Raw genomic sequence first — 18,935 nt, forward strand, 5'->3', positions numbered from 1 at the left:
GCACACTCTCTAACATTTAGTCTGGACTCATTCATGGGGATTTACCTGCACGGTATAATGTTCATATGTTGGTCTATTAAGAAATGCATTCAACTTACCTGGAGGACGCTCAATGTGAAAAACGTTTTAAAAACTGGTGCAGACAATGGAACATTAATTTGATTGAAGATCTTAATCACGGGTGGCGTGATCTGTATGAGGAAATGTGTTCTTAATCCAGATCTCTTGGATGCCTCGGACAAGCCGAGGCACGTAGGCAGGAGCAATTCGCAACACGACCTAGATAAAAGAAGTAATTTCCAGGAAGTTTTTGGTTACCCCAAAAAAACTATTTATTGAATTACAGCCAAAAGACTTAAAACTCCATCAAGTCTTTTTCTTTCACAACAAGAATGGCGTCAATTTCAGCAATGTACTTGTCTGTAAGTTTTTGAATGACTTCAGTGGCCCGTCGTTCATCATCTTCAGAAATTACTTTTTCTTTCACTAAGTCTTTAAGTTGGTTATTCGCATCTCTTCTGATGTTTCGAATAGATACTCGACCTTGTTCGCCTTCACCACGAACGACTTTAATTAACTCTTTGCGACGCTCTTCCGTTAGAGGTGGCATAGGTACACGAATAGCACTTCCTGCTGTAGAAGGATTTAAACCCAAATCAGAAGTTAAAATCGCTTTTTCAATAGCAGCTACCATAGACTTTTCCCAAGGTGTTACTGTGATGGTTCTTGAGTCACTGGCGCTGATATTGGCGACTTGTCCAAGAGGAGTAAGAGTGCCGTAATAATCAACCTGAACATGATCTAAAAAACCCGCATTAGCTCTTCCAGTACGAATTTTTGACATGTCCACTTGCAATGATTCAATAGTTTTCTTCATCCGCTTTTCTGCGTCTTGTTTAATTTCATTGATCATGATTTGCTCCGACTATAGTTCCTACTCGCTCCCCGGTTACAATTCGCTTTAATGCGTTAGGTGCAGCCATATCAAAAACCTGTAATGGCATGTTTTGATCCTGGCACAAACAAATTGCTGTGGAGTCCATGACTTCCAAACCTTTGGTTAATACTTCTTTATACGTTAAATAATCGTATCGAACAGCATCTGGATTTTTAAATGGATCGGCTGAATAGACACCGTCTACTTTGGTGGCTTTAAGTACAACATCAGCACCCACTTCAATAGCTCTAAGGCACGCAGCAGTATCTGTTGTAAAAAAAGGATTTCCAGTGCCCGCAGCAAAAATTACAACGTGACCATTGCGTAAATGAGTCATCGCCTTTCGTCTGTGATATGAGTCAACGACTCCCATCATGGGGATAGCTGACATAATACGTGCCGGCAAATCGATCCGCTCCAGGGCATCACGAATTGCCAAGGCATTCATCACAGTCGCCAACATGCCCATGTGATCACCGGTTACTCGCCCTAACCCCGCTTGGGAAAGGGCTTTTCCACGGAATAAATTACCGCCACCAACAACCAAACCCACTTCTACTCCCATTTGGATTAATTCAGCAACATCACGAGCCAAACTATCCAGAACGGAAGGATCTATGCCAAATTGCGACTTACCCATCAAGGCTTCGCCGCTAAATTTAAGCAATATGCGTTTGTATTTTATTTTCGGGTGACTTTCATTCATCATGAACGAACCTGAGCCATTACTTCTTCAACAAAATTATCTTCTTTCTTTTCTATACCTTCACCGACTTCGTAACGAATGAAAGAAACCACTTCTGCGCCTTTCTCTTTCAAAAGCTGACCGACTTTAATATCGGGATTTTTCACATAAGGCTGACCCAACAAACTGACTTCATCGATGAACTTGTTAATTCGACCTTCAATCATTTTATCAATAATTTCTTGTGGCTTACCGCTTTCTTTAGCTTGAGCAGTGAAAATTTCTCTTTCATTTTCAATTGCATCAGCAGATACTTGATCACGATTTACAACAATAGGTTTGCTCGCTGCAATATGCATGGCAATGTCTTTAGCCAATTCTTCTGTACCATTTTTCAGAGCTACCATCACACCGATACGAGAGCCATGTAAATAGTAACCAATTACGCCCCCTGCACAGCTAATACGTTCAATACGTCTTAGTTTGATGTTTTCACCAATCTTGGCAACCAGCTGTTGTCTGGCTTGTTCAACAGTCACACCACCAGTTAAGGCCAAATCAGATAAAGAAGCAATATCAGTTGCTGAACTGTTTAACGCAGCTTGAGAAACGGCATTTGCAAAACCGGTAAAGTTCTCATCACGAGCAACGAAATCTGTTTCGCTGTTGATTTCTATCATAACAGCAGAAGTTTCATCTGCAGATCGGGCAATAACGACTATACCTTCAGCAGCAACTCGGTCTGCTTTTTTATCTGCTTTAGCTTGGCCGGCTTTACGCATTTCGGTTATAGCCTGCTCTATATCACCGTTAGTTGCAATTAGAAATTTTTTACATTCCATCATGCCTGCGCCTGTACGCTCACGAAGTTGCATTACCAATCCAGCACTAATTGTTGACATATTCATTTCTCCACATAGCAAAAAGGGGGCTAATTAAAATTAACGCCCCCTTTATTCAAATATTAATTATTCCCCAGCTTTAGCTGCTTTTTCAGTAGCGACTTCAACAAATTCGGAATCAGAAGACATACCACCTACAGTATTGCTGTTTTTTGCATCCAGAATTGCATCAGCAACGCATCGAACATAAATATCTACTGCTCGCATGGAATCATCATTACCAGGAATAACGTAATCAATGTTGTCTGGGCTATTGTTGGTATCAACAACACCAATGACAGGAATCTTTAACCGACGGGCTTCTTCTACAGCAATGTGCTCAAAACCAACGTCAACAACAAATAAAGCATCAGGTAAACCGCCCATATGCTCTATTCCACCAAGACCACGCTCTAGTTTATCAAGCTCACGGGTCAGCATTAAAGCTTCTTTTTTAATCATGTCGTTAAAGAGACCTTTTTCTTTCATCTCTTTTAATTCTTTCAGACGGAATATAGATTGACGAACTGTTTTGTAATTAGTCAACATACCGCCTAACCAACGATGGTCAACATAGGGCATACCGCAACGCTTGGCATGTTCACGGATACTGTCCTGAGCTGCTCTTTTAGTTCCAACAAACAAAATTTTTGCTTTGTTTGATGCCAGACGACCAACGTAGTTCACAACATCGTTCAACATGGGCATAGTTTTTTCCAGGTTGATGATGTGGATTTTATTTCGTGAACCGAAGATGTACTCGCCCATTTTAGGGTTCCAATAACGGGTACGGTGACCGAAATGTGCACCCGCTTCCAGCAATTCTCGCATACTGACTTTCATATTATATCTCCAGGGTTAAGCCTCCACGCCTCCCATACGAAACCCACAAGGGACCCTAACGTATGTGCCGAAACGTGTGTGTATTTAAAGCGCCGTATTTATAACATATTGAACGAAATACCGCAATGATATTAATGGATATATAAATCGTTTCTGGTACAGCTGTTCCTTCGAAATGGAACAGTCATGGTGTTGTATTGACTCGCAAAGAACATGCTTCTAAAATGGACGACAATTTATCACCAGGGGTGCTGAACCTTTATTGTGTTTGGCTGAGACAAACCCTTAGTACCTGATCTGGGTAATGCCTGCGAAGGAAGTGTGAACCATGACTTATTTGAAATATTGCCATTTATTTTATCAGCCCATACCTGAAGGTAGTTTTTTTTCCAGGTTAATTCATATCAATCAAAAATCACTTGATCTGATTTACAGTCACCCTTTTAACCAAGAGTTATTAGCGGGAACGCTGCCAAAGGCTAAATTCGGTCATTATCTACGAGATGATTTTTTATATTTGCGTGTTTTTGCAAAAGTGTTACATACTCTTGCTGCAAGAACCCAGATAATAAATCCAAGCCTGTCACTGCAACTGACCCAACTTGCACATGAGGTAGTCAGCAGTGAGCACAGCATGCAATTAAAATACAGCGCTCACTTTAAAGACTTCCACGAACACCAAATGGGTACTGCAATTACGCACTATTCAGACTATTTGCTTACCGCATCCACTCAAGCCAAAATACCCGAGGCTTTATGCAGTATATTGCCTTGTTTTTGGATATATTATCAGCTTGGCATGTTAAAATCGCCCAAAGAGATTATGACAGATCACCCTTATGATGATTGGATTGCAACCTATTCTAGTGATGAATTTGTTCGAATCACTTTAGAACTGGCGGCAACTGTTAATTCACTGGTCAATAAATCCCATCAAAGCAAACAATTGCGACTGGTAAGCGCTTTTACGAAATCCGTTTCTTATGAGCTTGATTTTTTTAATGAGGTTTATTTGCCGCCAGTCAATCCACCTTCAAATGCCAGTTCGTCATGCCAATCACCCACTTAAGAAAGCCATTAACAACTGAACATGAAATTACAGCATCTCATAATTTATGAGTAGGTTATGAGATGCTGTAACCTAATATAGGTTATGCGGTTGCGAGATAATCTTCGCCAAATTGTTCCAGATAATCGTTATAATTACCGAGGTAGTTTTGAACGCCATATCGTTCCGTTAAAACCAATACACGAGTTGCAATTCGGTCAATAAAGTAACGGTTATGGCTGACAAACAACACAGCACCCTGAAAACTCTGAATTGCTTCAATCAATGCATCTATAGATTCCATATCCAAATGGTTGGTTGGCTCATCAAAGATTAGGACATTATGTTTTTGTAAAATAAGCCGTGCCATCACCAGGCGGGCAGATTCTCCCCCGCTTAGCAAGCCAATTTTTTTATCCACATCCGAGCCTCGAAACAAAACTTGCCCCAGAATTTTTCGGATATCTTGTGATGAGGCAGCAATCTGATCTTCAAGCCATTGCAATACAGTCTGTTCCGGTACCAGTTGAGTACGATAATCCTGAGCAAAGTAACCTATGCTTACTGTATCATTCCATTGAAATACGCCACTATCCGCATTGAGTTCATTGAGTAAAATTTTTAATAATGTTGATTTTCCAATACCATTAGGCCCGATAATCGCACATTTATCGCCACGCTGAATGGTAAATGAAACATCATTGAGTAAAACTCGTTCGCCAAATCGTTTATGCAGTTGCTCTATCTGAACTACTGATTTACCTGACGGTTTTTTTTGATGGAAATTAAAATAAGGCTTGGCAATGTTAGATTCTTTGATTTCAACAAGTTCTATCCTGTCTATCATTTTTTGCCGAGATGCAGCCTGACCGGCTTTACTCGCTTTTGCACCAAAACGATCGACAAAGCTTTGTAAGGATTCAATCTTTTTTTCCTGATTTTTCAACTCACATTGCTTTAAACGCAGACTTTCTTCTTTTGCCAGACAAAATTTATCGTAATTACCTGGATAATCAAGAACCGTATCGTAATCTATATCCAGTATATTGGTCGAAAGATTATTTAAAAAACTGCGATCATGAGAGATGAATATCAGCAACCCTTTAAATTGGGTTTTCAAAAACTCTTCAAGCCAGGCAATGGAGATTATATCCAGATGGTTGGTCGGCTCATCCAACAACATAATATCGGGTTGTTGATAGAGCACTTGTGCCAACAAAACCCTTAGTTTATATCCTCCAGATAATGCACTCAAAGGACCGTAATGAAATGATTCCGCAATACCGAGACCCAACAGAAGCTTTCTGGCTGTAGCCTCTGCTTCATAGCCGCCCTGATTCATGACGATTTCTTCCAATTCGCTCAAGCGAAAGCCATCGGCTTCACTAAAAACATCTTTGGTGTATAAGTTCTCTTTTTCAACCAGCGCTTCCCATAATGCAGCATTGCCTTTAATAACCACATCTACAAGCCTGTTTTCCTCATAACGAAAATGATCTTGTTTTAGAATACCTATCTTCAGATTTTTGGCTTTTTCAACACTGCCGTTAGAGGGTTGTTCTTCCCCTGCCAGTATTTTTAAAAAAGTGGATTTGCCTGTGCCGTTTGCCCCTACTACTCCATAACGCTGGGTAGGCAATAAAATTAAATCGACATTTTGAAACAGGGATTTTGGCCCAAACTGCATACTGATATTTTTTACTTCTAACATGTACCCGACCTTTTTTTGTCCTCATAATCGATACAGTCTTTACTCCGTTACAGCTAGCGCAAGAGGTAACCAGTTCCGGGCTGAATGGGCAATATGAGATCAATTAGTTCAATTTATCTAGTGATAATACCACTTATCTGATATTTTTGCACTGAAAAGAGTAGATGAGCATTGTATTAGCCAGTAAAATTCTAATTCCGTTGTTCAGAGCAACAATAAAAGGAAGGTTACATGACGGATACTGATTTCACAGGTACGGTGTTAAGTAAACGAGAACAAAACTGGATACTGGGACAACGCATTACTCGAACTACGGATCAACAAGAAGTATTAATTTATCCTATGGGAGCCGAACGCTATCTCTCATCGGTATTGAACAATGAACATCCGCAGCGTTATCCTCTGCATAAAGACATCCACAACAAAAACATACTCATCATTCCCGGTTATGGAATTAGCTGTTTTATTTTTGCCAAGGCTGGAGCTCGATCAATTACGGTTTATGATAAAGACCCTGTAACCATTGCGTGGATGAAAGCCTACAAAAAATATTATCATTACAGAGAATACGATACACAAAATAAGCCTTATCCCTCTGTAGGTGAGTTATTAACTGCACTGACCTGCTGGTATCCCCCCCTTCTTCGTCTACCCAAGGGCAGAATAAGCCATACCGTTTTATGGCTTCTTAATCCTAACGCCCTAAGACGTCAGTATTTGTTTTATATTATGTCACTGCTTCGTTATGCGCTGAGCAATAAAGATACCAAAGCTTATGAACTCGAGCACTCCATTCACTTTCACACCGGTGAATTAAAGCATCTGATAAACCACAAAAACAAACCGCTTTTTGACACTGCTTTTGTTCCTTATTTATTGGGTGTACGTAATGGGATTGAAAAAACCGACGAAATCAGTGCATTTATAAATCAAATAATGCAATTGGTTCCCAATGGTCATGTTCTGGTTACTCCAACGCAAAAGAGCAAAGAGTTTTATGTTATGGGGCAAACATATTTCACAACAACAGATCATCCAAGCCTTGCATCAATACCAGACCTTACTGATCGGGTTATTAACGAAGACAAAGAATGGTTCAAAACCCAAGGATTGACCGTATTTTCCTTACGTGCGCCCCATTTTAAAACAGGATAAAAAATAAAGGGAGTGGCAAAGACTATTTAAGATTTGATTGAGTAAAAACTAATTAAACCACCCACACCCCCACCCTTCTTCCGCCAGCTAAAGCCCTACCCTGACATGCTATACTGTTTCTCTCCTTTTGCATGTGTTAAGATAATAATTTTTGGGAAAAACCATAATGGCAGTTACAATAAAAACACCTGATGAAATTGAAAAAATGCGGGTTGCGGGTCGACTGGCAGGTGAAGTACTGGAAATGATAGGACCTTACGTCAAGGAAGGTGTAAGCACCGATGAGCTGAATACCTTATGCCATGATTACATCGTAAACGTACAACAAGCTATCCCTGCCCCTTTAAATTATAATGGTTTCCCCAAATCCATATGTACCTCGATTAATCACGTGGTGTGTCATGGAATCCCAGGCAAGAAAACGCTGAAAAATGGCGACATCATCAATATAGACGTGACGGTAATCAAAGATCATTACCACGGCGATACCAGCAAAATGTTTATTGTTGGGGAGCCGTCCATCAAAGCCAAGCACGTCGTACAAATTGCCCACGATTGTTTGTTCATTGGTATTGAAATGGTTAAACCCGGAGTTCAATTGGGAGATATAGGTCATGCCATTCAACAACATGCTGAAAAAAACCGCTGTTCCGTTGTTCGTGATTACTGCGGTCATGGTATAGGCCGAATATTTCACGAGGATCCGCAAGTCTTGCATTATGGCGTGCCCGGAACAGGAATGAGACTGGAACCTGGAATGACCTTTACTATAGAACCCATGGTAAACATAGGAAAACACCACACTCGTTTATTACCGGATCATTGGACTGTAGTGACCAAAGATCACAGTCTTTCGGCACAATGGGAACATACCCTGCTCGTTACAGATAATGGTGTAGAAATTTTGACCCTGCGTAATGAAGAACGATAATCAAGCGATTAAAAATGTTATAAAACAGTTCAAGGATGAGCTGTGTAATGAATTCAGACATAAAACCAATATAACAACCATCACTCGAAAATTGGTTGTATTTATTGACAACCTGCTCATAGAACTTTTTACTAAAAACCAAATGGATCAAGAGGAGCAATTCTGTCTGCTTGGCCTGGGAAGCTATGGACGCAGAGAGCTTCAACTTCATTCCGACATTGATTTACTTATTCTGTATAGCGAACCCATCACTGAAAAACAACTGCAAAAAGCACAAATGTTTATTCAAAATTGCTGGGATATCGGTTTGGAAGTCAGCCATCAATTAACTGCTGTCAATAGCTGCGCAGAGCTAGCCAGCAAGGATTTAACAGTAATTTCTACCCTGATGGATATGTTCCTCATTTGCGGTAAAGGCACCTTAATGGAGGAATTAACCTATCAAATTCATCCTCTGCACATGTGGCCAAGTCACGTTTATTTTTATGCCAAGGAACAAGAACAAACTACGCGCTATACAAAATATGGAGAAACTGCTTATAACCTGGAACCAAATATTAAACATGGTCCAGGCGGATTAAGGGATTTGCAAATACTGCTAAGTATTGGCAAACGCCATTTCAATATCAAAAAACTCTCTGATGGAATAGCTTATGGATTTATTACCGAAAAGGAATATGAACAACTGATGTATTGCCAACACTTTCTTTGGAAAGTGCGCTTTGCTCTTCATATGCTTGCTGAAAAAGCTGAAGAACGCTTGTCTTTTGATTATCAAGTGAAACTTGCGCAGGTGTTTGGTTATGAGGACAAACCACACTCTCTGGCAATAGAGCAATTTATGAAAGATTACTTTCAAATCATAAAACGTAATCGTGAATTAAACGAAATGCTCTTGCAATGGTTTGAAGAAACTATTGCCCATCAGCAAAAGCAAAAAATTATTCCTCTTGACCATGAGTTTCAACTATCCAACAAATACATAGAAGTTCGTCATACCCAAGTCTTTAGAAATCGCCCCCATTCCATACTGAAGCTTTTTCTCTGGATAGCACAGCGCCCTGATATCGAAGGAGTGAGAGCCAGTACTGTTCGCCTCATCAGAGAATCCTTGTTTTTAATGAGTAAGCGATTTTGCGATTCTCCAGAAGCAACGCAACTTTTTATCCATATTTTAAAAACACAATACGATCCTTATGAAGCCTTGCAACGCATGAATCGTTACGGTGTACTCGCTCATTACCTTGATTGCTTTGCTTCTGTAACAGGCCAAATGCAATATGATCTGTTTCATGTATACACCGTAGACCAACACACCCTTTTTGTCATTCGTAACCTGACTCGTTTTAAACAGGAGACTTATGCCAATCAGTTTCCACTTTGCGCCAAAATAATGCCAACTATTGAGAAACCGGAAATTTTATATTTAAGCGCCTTATTTCATGATATTGCCAAGGGGCGAGGAGGCGATCATTCCGAACTCGGTGCAATAGAAGCCCAATTGTTCACTCAAAGACATCATATCAACAGTGAAGACAGTGACTTACTTGTCTGGTTGGTACGTCATCATTTGTTAATGTCTCAGACAGCCCAACGCCAAGATATTTACGATCCCAAAACCATTGAACATTTCTGTCAACTGCTTCCTCATCCACGTTATCTGGATTATTTATACTTGCTCACCGTAGCGGATATATGCGGAACCAACCCGACTTTGTGGAATGCATGGAAAGACTCTTTACTGAAAGAACTTTACAGGGCAGCAAAGCACATGATGCAAAAGGAACAGGAGCTTATGGATGAGAACGAACTGATTAATGTACGAAAACAACTTGCTCGCTCACTACTGACTGCAGAAAACATTACCGATGAATCCATTCAAAAGCTCTGGAGCCAATTTAAACCAAAATATTTTCTTCACGAATCACCCGAAATCATCGCACGACATACTCGGGCAATATTGTCCTGCACTCAGTTTCCTCTGGTACTGATCATGCCGCATCACAGCCAGGGAGGAACAGAGGTATTTATTTATACCCCTCACCGAGATGAACGATTTACCATCACTACCACGGTATTAAGCAATCATCACGTAACCATTCAGGAAGCAACGATTACAACCTGTGATAATCAATTTGATCTCGACACCTACATTATTCTGGATGAACGTAATCAAGCTTTTTTTGATGAAGAACGAACCAATAACATTCAAATGGCACTACGCTTTCATCTTGCAGATAAAGAACACCTTCCGCCACTGGCTCGAAAACGATTACCCAGGGCACTCGCTCATTTTAATGTAGCAACACAAATTCATTACAGCGAAGACCAACTCAACCAACATACTCGATTATTCCTGATAACCAATGACAGACCCGGTTTGCTGGCAGTAATCAGCAGGGTATTTCTCAGTTTGCACATTCATTTGCATAACGCCAAAATTGCAACTGCAGGAGAACGAGTAGAGGATATGTTTTACATCACTAACCATCAAGGTCATCCCTTATCCGTTGAGGAGCAGGAAAGTTTAAGGCAAAAATTGATTCACGATTTGAACAGTGCGAAATAGGACACTGTTTTTGTTCACGTTCTGGAATACAAACTACTGACGTTTCAATTGATTCTATTCCATAAAATCTGCCAGCAAATGTACGCAATTTATACCGTCAATAAGTCGACAACCTTTTGCGCAATCCGCATTGGTCAGACGCTCTTAGCCGAGAAAGGAAAAATACCTGCCCACTTTGTTTTTTTAAGTTCATCAACGGGTATCTATTTCATAAATTACTCTCCAATATTTTTTCTGCTTCTTTGCGGTTTAGAATTTCTAAGACATTTTCAATACTAGGTCTTTGAGCAGGAGTCGCATTTTGCATACTGTTTAACAATTCAATTACATCCGCCCCTAGTATTTCTTCATAAGGTCTGAAGTCATATTGTTCATTCACAAATTTCGTAATAAAATTTTTAAATTCAGGATTTTTCCAATGCCTGCTCACGTCCCTTGCAAACATTGCATCATCTAATGAGCCCGTAGAATTAAAGGCCTTTATAATTGATGTTTTTATAGGCTCTTTAATTTTCATCAATGCTCTTTCCATCCGGCCTTTCACAAGGTTATGCTTATTTATACCCAAAATTTCAGCCAAGCTAAGAGTTAAGGAATATACATCAGTTTTGTTTGTTACCAATCCCCCTTCTAAATACTCTGGAGGCATATACTCTATTGCAAATTTAGCTGTATTTACATCTCTAAATTGAACTCTAGTACTTTCTTTTTCGGCACATCCAAAGTCTACAATATGTATTTTTTTTGCAACTGGGTCGTAAAGTAAATTTTTAGGCTTTATATCATTATGAATCACCCCATGTTTATGAATAGAGTTTAGGCATTCAAGTAATGAGGTTGCTATTTCATGACGGCTAGTTTTCGATAATTCTAAATTTTCCATCAAATATTTATCAAGGGGGACACCAGAAAATAATGGCATTGCTAAATAGGTTGTATCATTTTTATTAAATTGTTCAAAATGCCCCTCTGGATATGCTTGCTTAAACAACTCCGCTTCTTTATTCATTGCCAATTGATTTCTCGAGGACATCATTTTTATTGCAAGAGGAGTTGATATTTTTATGCCCGACTCAGAAGAAGAGTAATGTCTTGCGGCATAAACGCTTCCCCAGCCCCCTTGATCCAAAGGGACAGAATGAGTTTTATATATACCAGTCGCAGTATGGAATATCGTTGAGTCTGCTTTGTGAAAATTTTCTGACTGTAGAAATTCTCTAGCCTTACTAGCAGTAAGAAGCGGTGGAATTTTAGGTAGTACTATATTTGCTTCTCTGCTTAAAGAATCAAGTATGTATTCGTTAGCTATTAAGTTGGGGTTATTCTCCATAACCCGAGCTAGCGCAGAATAATAGCGTTGTCTCTCTTGGGGGGTAATTTTTTTTAAATTGATATCCAGATCTTTTAATGTATCATCCAAATTTGAATAAAATTGGCTGCCAAAAAGTAGTCCTTTTCTTGGAGAGAACAGAAAGTACTCATTTGAAATATTTTTAGTGGTTAGTAACATAAGGCCAATTAAAGCATCTTCATCATGTTGTCCTTCACCAAGAATAGTAAAGGTGGAGATTAGCTCTTTGTAAGCATTAAACATCTTTTCGCGTTTACTCCCAGATGGAGCTTTGTATTTATCGATATTAAATTGGATAGCAAGATAACTTGCTCTACTCGTTTCAAACAAACCAGGTTTTGCGTTTCGTAGAACACTGAGCAAAGAGTATCCTTCATGAGTTTTCTTGGTTAATATCTCGCAGAATTTCCGACGCTCATCAATTGTGGAAGTGTGTCGTTCTACTACATGACCAATAGCATCAAAATTGCCAAACCTTAAAGTTCTTTCTAATGATGATGTTGAATTAGGGTCGTTACTATAGGGAAGAATATGCCCCCTTATAATTTGCTGACTTAGTAATTCAATTGGCATAGCTGCATTTACAGTAAATTTTGTAAGTTCCCCCGATTCTCTAAAACATTTACTTAAGTTTTTTAATTTTACTTTCATCTCTTCGGTCAGTAATGCTTCCATGAGCTTGTAGTCAGACTCACTTTTAGCATTTCTAAACAAGTTAAGTATATCTGCACATGAAGGATCAAGCTTTTTTAACTGGTTGTAGTACTCATCTCTTAACAACCGCTTATGGCTTAAACATTCGTAAATCAATATCTTATCACCGCTTACGGCCTCTCCGAACGATTGATCTCCAGTAGCTCCAACTAAATCACCAGAAAGAGCCTGAGCCGCAATTATTGAGGCATGTGACATGCCTGAGCTATATACAACACGATAATGCCTACCTTCAATATTGGGTCGACCAAAGAGGTACTCCTCCTTTTTAGTCTCTGCATTATAAAAACTAATTTTGGTAAAACCATCTGCAATAAGTTGTTTTTTGATCTTTTCTAAAGCCTCACGTTTTTTACGCTCCGTTTTTCCCACCATTAGTATATCTTGATTTTTTTTACTGCTTTTTGCATAAATTCTATGTGTTTTTAAAAATCGTTCTGCTGCTGACGATTCTGGAGTCGTTGAAAAAGTATCATGGCTATACTGGAAGTACATGTCAGTATTAGTTTGGTACGCTTCAACGTCTTTTCCACCAAGAAGCGCTTCACTTATTTTTTCTTCTAGCCTTGAGGATAATACTGATGGTTCTTCCGGGTGTATCAAATTATCACTTAATATAATGCCTCTTTCACCTGCTTTAGAGTTAAACCCGGTATAAATAGTTTCCACATAAAATATTTTATTAAGTGCTTTTTTTCGAAACTGTCTTTGATTTTCTATCATATGACGATGAGATGTGCCACTGTAAGCATATTCCGGCATCATTATTAAAGGTACGGGATGAGATTGTTTTTCAAGTGCTTTATTGATACGCTGAATTAGACTGGATTCGAAAACCGGTCCTTCTATTATAGATGCTATTTCTAACTCTTTTTTTTCAATTTTTTCTTTGAGTTCATCAGGAGTTAATACTTCAACATTAAATTCCGTATCTCCTTTCAAATTTTTTATTATTTGTTGACCACTAGCTTGAGTAATTAATTTAATTTCTGGTGCTTTGTCTTTGCCTAACAAGGCTATATAATTTTTCCTAACTTGCTCTGCTAGTTTGAGGGCAAATAAAAAATCACCATATCCTCCAAAACCATTACTAACAGCTATTAAAACTGAGCCTGGCATAATATGGTTCCAAAATGATTTCTTTTGGTTAATTATAGATTATTTTTACTAAGTGAGTATTAGTTGCCCACGAATTGTATTTTTTGACATCCCGAAGGAAGTAATAGATCAAAAAGATGATCCTGTCTCAAGATTTTTTATTTAATGGGATAGGTGCGGAATAACGGGTACAACTATCGGCAGGCTTTAAAAAAATTGGATAATAAATTGGAGCACTCAGTGTGCATAACTCCTTCATCTATCAATACTTTATGATTTAATGGATAACCTTGCAGCAAATTAAATACCGAACCTGCCGCACCCGCTTTAAAATCTCTGGCAGCAAACACCAAGCGCTTGATTCGCGCCTGAACAATGAGGCCGGCGCACATGACGCAAGGCTCGAGGGTGACGTACAGTGTGGTATTCAATAATCGATGATTTTGAAGCTGTTGACACGCACGTCTTATGGAAATGAATTCTGCATGATCTGAAGGATCATTACTTTTTTGGACTGCATTTCGACCACTACCCAACAAGATGTTATCATGGCTTACGAGTACGGCCCCTACCGGCACTTCTCCCTCTGACTGAGCAAGAAGTGCCTGTTCATAGGCCATTTGCATCCAAAATTTATCGTTCATTCCCATTCTATGGTTGCGGGTGGCTTACCAGAAATATCATAGGTCACCCGGGAAACACCTTCAACTTCGTTGATAATACGATTAGAAACAGTACCTAGAAAATCCCATGGTAATTGAGACCAATGAGCCGTCATAAAGTCAACCGTTTCTACTGCTCGCAAACAAATGACATAGTCGTAACGACGCCCATCACCCATTACACCAACACTTTTCACTGGTAAGAACACGGCAAAAGCCTGACTCACTTTATGATACAACTTCGCCGCATGAAGTTCCTCAATAAAAATGGCATCAGCCTGGCGCAAAATATCGGCATATTCTTTTTTGACTTCCGCAAGAATGCGCACACCTAATCCTGGCCCTGGAAATGGATGTCTGTAAACCATATCATGAGGTAAGCCCAACTCAAGACCTACTTTTCTCACTTCATCCTTAAACAATTCCCTAATAGGCTCTAATAGTTTTAAATTCAAGGTTTCAGGTAATCCGCCAACATTATGATGGGATTTAATCACAACAGACGCCCCATTATTACTGGTTGCCGCAGATTCAATGACGTCAGGATAAATTGTTCCCTGAGCAAGCCAGGTAACCCCTTCAATTTTTTGCGCTTCTTCGTCAAAAACCTCTATAAACGTTCGGCCTATTATTTTTCTTTTTTCTTCAGGACAAGTAATTCCTCGCAAGGCTGATAAAAACTTTTCTTCAGCATTCACGGCAATAATCGTGATCCCCATATGTTGACCGAACATAGTCATGACTTGTTCTGCTTCGTTTAATCTTAGTAAACCGGTATCAACAAAAACGCAAATTAATTGCTTGCCTATAGCTTGGTGCAGCAAAGCTGCAACAACAGAAGAATCAACTCCCCCAGACAAACCAAGAAGAACTTTTTCATCGCCTACTTTTGCTCTGACTGTATTGATGGCTTCATCAATAATACGCCCTGAAGTCCAGGTAGTGGGTGCGTTACACACATCAACAACAAAGCGTTGTAAAATACGTAACCCTTGGACTGTGTGAGTGACTTCAGGATGAAATTGCAATCCATACAAATGGCGTGTTTCATCAGCCATACCAGCAATTGGCGCATTACGTGTTTCACAAATAACGTTAAAGCCAGGGGGTAACTGCGTGACCTTATCGCCATGACTCATCCATACATCCAAAAGCGCCTCGCCATTTGCTGAGGTACGATCCTCTATACGTTCAAACAATTTGCTTTGTCCATGCAAGCTTAACTCAGCATAGCCAAATTCTCTTATAGAAGACGACTGCACCTCACCACCCAGTTGTACCGCCATGGTCTGCATTCCATAGCAAATACCCAATACTGGCAAACCGCAAGTAAAAAGCCATTGAGGTGCACGAGGATTGGCATCGTGCGTGACGGTTGAAGGGCCGCCAGATAAAATAACACCACAAGGAGCCAACTGCTCAAACACGCTCTGATCTATAGCGTAGGGATGTATTTCGCAATAAACTCCCATTTCACGAACTCGTCGTGCGATTAACTGTGTGTACTGAGAACCAAAATCCAGTATCACTAGAGGACGTTGTTTTAAATCAATCATGATTAATTATCCACCTGATAATTAGGCGCCTGTTTGGTTATGCTGACATCATGTACGTGTGATTCACGCATACCCGCATTGGTAACCTGAACAAATTGTGTTTTAGAATGCAGTTCCTCAATTGTTGAACATCCAGTATATCCCATACATGAACGTAATCCTCCTAACAACTGATGAATTATTGTTTGGACTGGTCCTTTGTAAGGTACTCTTCCTTCTATTCCCTCAGGGACGAGTTTTTCTGTACCTTGTGACGCATCTTGAAAATAACGATCGCTGGAACCTTGAGACAAAGACATGGCGCCTATGGAGCCCATTCCTCTGTAGCTTTTATAGGTACGCCCCTGATACAACTCAATTTCTCCCGGAGACTCTTCAGTACCGGCAAACATACCGCCTAACATCACTGTATCGGCACCAGCAGCCAATGCTTTGCATACATCGCCTGAAAAACGTATACCACCATCAGCAATAACCGGAATCGCACCTTTAAGTTCGTTAGCCACATTAGCAATAGCGCTAATTTGCGGCACACCTACACCAGTAACTATACGTGTAGTACATATAGAACCAGGGCCTATACCTACCTTAACCGCATCAGCGCCAGCGTCATATAAATCACGGGCAGCTGCAGCAGTAGCAATATTGCCGCCAATAACCTGAACCTCTGGGGCATGCTGTTTTATCCATTTAACCCGTTTGAGGACACCTTGCGAATGACCGTGAGCGGTATCGACAACCAAAACGTCAACACCTGCTTCAATAAGTGCTTCGACACGTTCATCAGTTCCCTCACCAACACCAACAGCAGCTCCAACACGTAATTGTTCTGAACCATCTTTACAGGCGTAAGGATTATCTTTTGCTTTTTGAATGTCTTTGACAGTAATCAAGCCTCTTAATTGAAAAGAATCATTGACAACCAATAATTTTTCAATTCGGTGTTTGTGCAGCAAAGCTCTGACTTCTTCTCTGCCGGCACCCTCTTTTACGGTAACCAGTCTTTCTTTGGGGGTCATTACCTGCGCAACAGTCAAAGCCATATTCGTTTCAAATCGTATGTCCCTACTGGTGACGATTCCTACCAGATCCTGTCCGTCAACAACAGGAACCCCTGAAAAATTGTAACGGGTCATCACATCGACTAATTCTCTAACGGTCAGATTAGGTGTTACAGAAATGGGATCTTTAACCATACCGCTTTCAAATTTTTTGACCCTTCTTACTTCTTCAGCCTGTTCGGTAATAGTCATGTTCTTATGGATAATACCAATTCCACCTTCTTGAGCCAAAGCAATAGCCAGACGAGCTTCTGTCACGGTATCCATTGCAGCCGAAATCAAGGGCATGTTCAGGTTAATTGACCGGGTTAAACGGGTAATTAAAGACACATCTTTCGGTAAAACAAGTGAATGGGCAGGTACGAGCAAGACGTCATCAAAAGTCAAAGCATGTTGAACGATGGATAGAGCCATGGTGTTCTCACTCCAGTAGTTAAGATTAACCGAATAGTTTACTCTCTTTGTAAGAAAAGTTAAACATTTAAATCATAAATATTACACTTTTGTGCTTATTTCAGGTTTAATTATGATTAAATCTCTTGACATCTTGAATTAAAGAATCATTAACGTGTACACTGTTGGTTAAATATTGTGTTGAATCGAAGAATAGGAAGGGTTCAGCGTTGGCTAAAATAATTGTGATTACATCTGGTAAAGGCGGGGTAGGAAAGACTACTTCATCTGCGGCTATTTCTTCTGGTCTTGCTCTTTTAGGGCACAAGACGGTGGTAATAGATTTTGACATAGGTTTAAGAAACCTTGACATCATCATGGGTTGTGAGCGTCGTGTGGTCTATGATTTTGTTAATGTCATCAACGGTGAGGCAAGTCTGAATCAAGCCCTGATTAAAGACAAGCGTGTTCCCAATCTGTTTATCTTACCCGCTTCTCAAACCCGGGACAAAGATGCTTTAACTCTTGAAGGTGTTGAAAAAACACTTAATGAGTTGGCTAAAGATTTTGAATTCATTATTTGCGACTCTCCTGCCGGCATAGAAACTGGTGCACTAATGGCCATGTATTTTGCAGATCATGCCATTGTTGTGACTAATCCTGAAGTGTCATCGGTACGAGACTCCGATAGAATTTTAGGTATTTTGGCCAGCAAAACCAAAAGAGCAGTTGAAAATTCCACTCCAATTCAAGAACATCTGCTCTTAACCCGATATGATCCAGAACGGGTAGAACGTGGCGAAATGCTCTCGGTGACTGATGTTAAAGAAATTTTGGCTATACCATTGATTGGTGTAATACCCGAATCAAAATCTGTTCTTAAAGCCTCTAATACAGGAACGCCGGTAATCCTTGATGAAACAAGTGATGCAGGCCTTGCCTATCAGGATGCTATAGCTCGCTTTCTTGGTGAAGAAAGACCAATGCGCTTTATAAATAACGAACGCAAAGGATTACTGCGTCGCTTGTTCAGTAAAAACAAGGAGGAAGTGACACTATGAGTATTTTTAATTACCTCCGTAGAAGAAATTCTACAGCATCCGTTGCAAAAGAGCGCCTGCAAATTATCATTTCTCATGAGCGTTCTCAGCGTAACACACCAGATTATTTGCCCAAGCTGCAAGAAGAAATTCTTGCAGTGATAGCAAAATACGTGCACATAACACGAGATCAGGTTAGTGTTAATTTAGAACGTATGGGCGATAATGCTGTTCTTGAGCTCAATATCACCATGCCCGATTTGGCAGAAGAGACCTAAGATCCCAAGGGTAGCGTTTTAC

General features: G+C 39.9%; 15 protein-coding genes and 1 riboswitch. Of the genes, 6 read left to right on the top strand and 9 right to left on the bottom strand.

Annotated elements, in window-relative coordinates; genetic code table 11:
* Positions 1-355: 355 nt before the first annotated feature.
* From frr to rpsB, 4 genes are all read right to left on the bottom strand, one after another.
* Positions 356-913, bottom strand: a complete 558-nt coding sequence (frr, locus tag Lwor_RS11350) for a ribosome recycling factor (protein WP_058494002.1) — start codon at positions 911-913, stop codon at positions 356-358.
* Entirely contained in the window at positions 903-1,646 is a 744-nt protein-coding gene (gene pyrH / locus Lwor_RS11355; protein WP_058494003.1) for a UMP kinase, read from the bottom strand. The genes frr and pyrH overlap by 11 nt, the downstream gene beginning before the upstream one ends.
* Positions 1,643-2,524 (bottom strand): translation elongation factor Ts, encoded by an 882-nt coding sequence (gene tsf / locus Lwor_RS11360; RefSeq protein ID WP_058494004.1) that lies wholly within the window; start codon positions 2,522-2,524, stop codon positions 1,643-1,645. Before tsf ends, pyrH begins: the two co-directional genes overlap by 4 nt.
* A gap of 66 nt (positions 2,525-2,590) precedes the next feature.
* Entirely contained in the window at positions 2,591-3,346 is a 756-nt protein-coding gene (rpsB, locus tag Lwor_RS11365; protein WP_058494005.1) for a 30S ribosomal protein S2, read from the bottom strand.
* Positions 3,347-3,580: 234 nt separating this feature from the next.
* Positions 3,581-3,683: riboswitch (TPP riboswitch) on the top strand.
* On the opposite strand from rpsB, the gene Lwor_RS11370 reads away from it, so the two are divergent.
* Entirely contained in the window at positions 3,675-4,415 is a 741-nt protein-coding gene (locus Lwor_RS11370) for a TenA family protein (protein WP_058494006.1), read from the top strand. Its footprint overlaps the riboswitch before it by 9 nt.
* 82 nt (positions 4,416-4,497) lie before the next feature.
* On the opposite strand, the gene Lwor_RS11375 is transcribed toward Lwor_RS11370, so the two are convergent.
* Complete coding sequence (locus Lwor_RS11375) at positions 4,498-6,105, bottom strand: ABC-F family ATP-binding cassette domain-containing protein (RefSeq protein ID WP_058494007.1); 1,608 nt, start codon at positions 6,103-6,105, stop codon at positions 4,498-4,500.
* A gap of 231 nt (positions 6,106-6,336) precedes the next feature.
* On the opposite strand from Lwor_RS11375, the gene Lwor_RS11380 reads away from it, so the two are divergent.
* From Lwor_RS11380 to glnD, 3 genes are all read left to right on the top strand, one after another.
* On the top strand, positions 6,337-7,260 hold the full coding sequence (locus Lwor_RS11380) for a hypothetical protein (RefSeq protein ID WP_058494008.1): 924 nt from the start codon (positions 6,337-6,339) through the stop codon (positions 7,258-7,260).
* A gap of 166 nt (positions 7,261-7,426) precedes the next feature.
* On the top strand, positions 7,427-8,191 hold the full coding sequence (map, locus tag Lwor_RS11385) for a type I methionyl aminopeptidase (RefSeq protein WP_058494009.1): 765 nt from the start codon (positions 7,427-7,429) through the stop codon (positions 8,189-8,191).
* Positions 8,178-10,760 carry a [protein-PII] uridylyltransferase gene (gene glnD, locus Lwor_RS11390; RefSeq protein ID WP_058494010.1) on the top strand — a complete coding sequence of 861 codons (2,583 nt, stop codon included), beginning with the start codon at positions 8,178-8,180 and terminating at the stop codon, positions 10,758-10,760. The genes map and glnD overlap by 14 nt, the downstream gene beginning before the upstream one ends.
* A gap of 208 nt (positions 10,761-10,968) precedes the next feature.
* On the opposite strand, the gene Lwor_RS11395 is transcribed toward glnD, so the two are convergent.
* The 4 genes from Lwor_RS11395 to guaB all read right to left on the bottom strand — a co-directional run bounded on the left by Lwor_RS11395 (position 10,969) and on the right by guaB (position 17,616).
* Positions 10,969-13,944, bottom strand: coding sequence for a serine/threonine-protein kinase (locus Lwor_RS11395; protein ID WP_058494011.1), 2,976 nt, complete (start codon positions 13,942-13,944; stop codon positions 10,969-10,971).
* Positions 13,945-14,117: 173 nt separating this feature from the next.
* Complete coding sequence (tadA, locus tag Lwor_RS11400) at positions 14,118-14,567, bottom strand: tRNA adenosine(34) deaminase TadA (RefSeq protein ID WP_058494012.1); 450 nt, start codon at positions 14,565-14,567, stop codon at positions 14,118-14,120.
* Positions 14,564-16,141 carry a glutamine-hydrolyzing GMP synthase gene (gene guaA, locus Lwor_RS11405; protein WP_058494013.1) on the bottom strand — a complete coding sequence of 526 codons (1,578 nt, stop codon included), beginning with the start codon at positions 16,139-16,141 and terminating at the stop codon, positions 14,564-14,566. The genes tadA and guaA overlap by 4 nt, the downstream gene beginning before the upstream one ends.
* A 2-nt stretch (positions 16,142-16,143) precedes the next feature.
* Positions 16,144-17,616 (bottom strand): IMP dehydrogenase, encoded by a 1,473-nt coding sequence (gene guaB / locus Lwor_RS11410; protein WP_058494014.1) that lies wholly within the window; start codon positions 17,614-17,616, stop codon positions 16,144-16,146.
* Between the two features lie 209 nt (positions 17,617-17,825).
* Here guaB and minD point away from each other — a divergent pair, with 209 nt between their 5' ends.
* Positions 17,826-18,656: a septum site-determining protein MinD gene (gene minD, locus Lwor_RS11415; protein WP_058494015.1), complete on the top strand. Its 831-nt coding sequence runs from the start codon at positions 17,826-17,828 to the stop codon at positions 18,654-18,656.
* Positions 18,653-18,913, top strand: coding sequence for a cell division topological specificity factor MinE (minE, locus tag Lwor_RS11420; protein WP_058494016.1), 261 nt, complete (start codon positions 18,653-18,655; stop codon positions 18,911-18,913). Before minD ends, minE begins: the two co-directional genes overlap by 4 nt.
* The last annotated feature ends 22 nt before the right edge of the window (positions 18,914-18,935 follow it).

It is taken from the genome of Legionella worsleiensis, from assembly GCF_001467535.1.
Lineage (GTDB): Bacteria > Pseudomonadota > Gammaproteobacteria > Legionellales > Legionellaceae > Legionella > Legionella worsleiensis.

Excerpts from the sequence above, each read along its gene's own strand:
- frr (WP_058494002.1), bottom strand. The coding sequence starts at position 913 with ATGATCAATGAAATTAAACAAGACGCAGAAAAGCGGATGAAGAAAACT.
- pyrH (WP_058494003.1), bottom strand. The coding sequence starts at position 1,646 with ATGATGAATGAAAGTCACCCGAAAATAAAATACAAACGCATATTGCTT.
- tsf (WP_058494004.1), bottom strand. The coding sequence starts at position 2,524 with ATGTCAACAATTAGTGCTGGATTGGTAATGCAACTTCGTGAGCGTACA.
- rpsB (WP_058494005.1), bottom strand. The coding sequence starts at position 3,346 with ATGAAAGTCAGTATGCGAGAATTGCTGGAAGCGGGTGCACATTTCGGT.
- Lwor_RS11370 (WP_058494006.1), top strand. The coding sequence starts at position 3,675 with ATGACTTATTTGAAATATTGCCATTTATTTTATCAGCCCATACCTGAA.
- Lwor_RS11375 (WP_058494007.1), bottom strand. The coding sequence starts at position 6,105 with ATGTTAGAAGTAAAAAATATCAGTATGCAGTTTGGGCCAAAATCCCTG.
- Lwor_RS11380 (WP_058494008.1), top strand. The coding sequence starts at position 6,337 with ATGACGGATACTGATTTCACAGGTACGGTGTTAAGTAAACGAGAACAA.
- map (WP_058494009.1), top strand. The coding sequence starts at position 7,427 with ATGGCAGTTACAATAAAAACACCTGATGAAATTGAAAAAATGCGGGTT.
- glnD (WP_058494010.1), top strand. The coding sequence starts at position 8,178 with ATGAAGAACGATAATCAAGCGATTAAAAATGTTATAAAACAGTTCAAG.
- Lwor_RS11395 (WP_058494011.1), bottom strand. The coding sequence starts at position 13,944 with ATGCCAGGCTCAGTTTTAATAGCTGTTAGTAATGGTTTTGGAGGATAT.
- tadA (WP_058494012.1), bottom strand. The coding sequence starts at position 14,567 with ATGAACGATAAATTTTGGATGCAAATGGCCTATGAACAGGCACTTCTT.
- guaA (WP_058494013.1), bottom strand. The coding sequence starts at position 16,141 with ATGATTGATTTAAAACAACGTCCTCTAGTGATACTGGATTTTGGTTCT.
- guaB (WP_058494014.1), bottom strand. The coding sequence starts at position 17,616 with ATGGCTCTATCCATCGTTCAACATGCTTTGACTTTTGATGACGTCTTG.
- minE (WP_058494016.1), top strand. The coding sequence starts at position 18,653 with ATGAGTATTTTTAATTACCTCCGTAGAAGAAATTCTACAGCATCCGTT.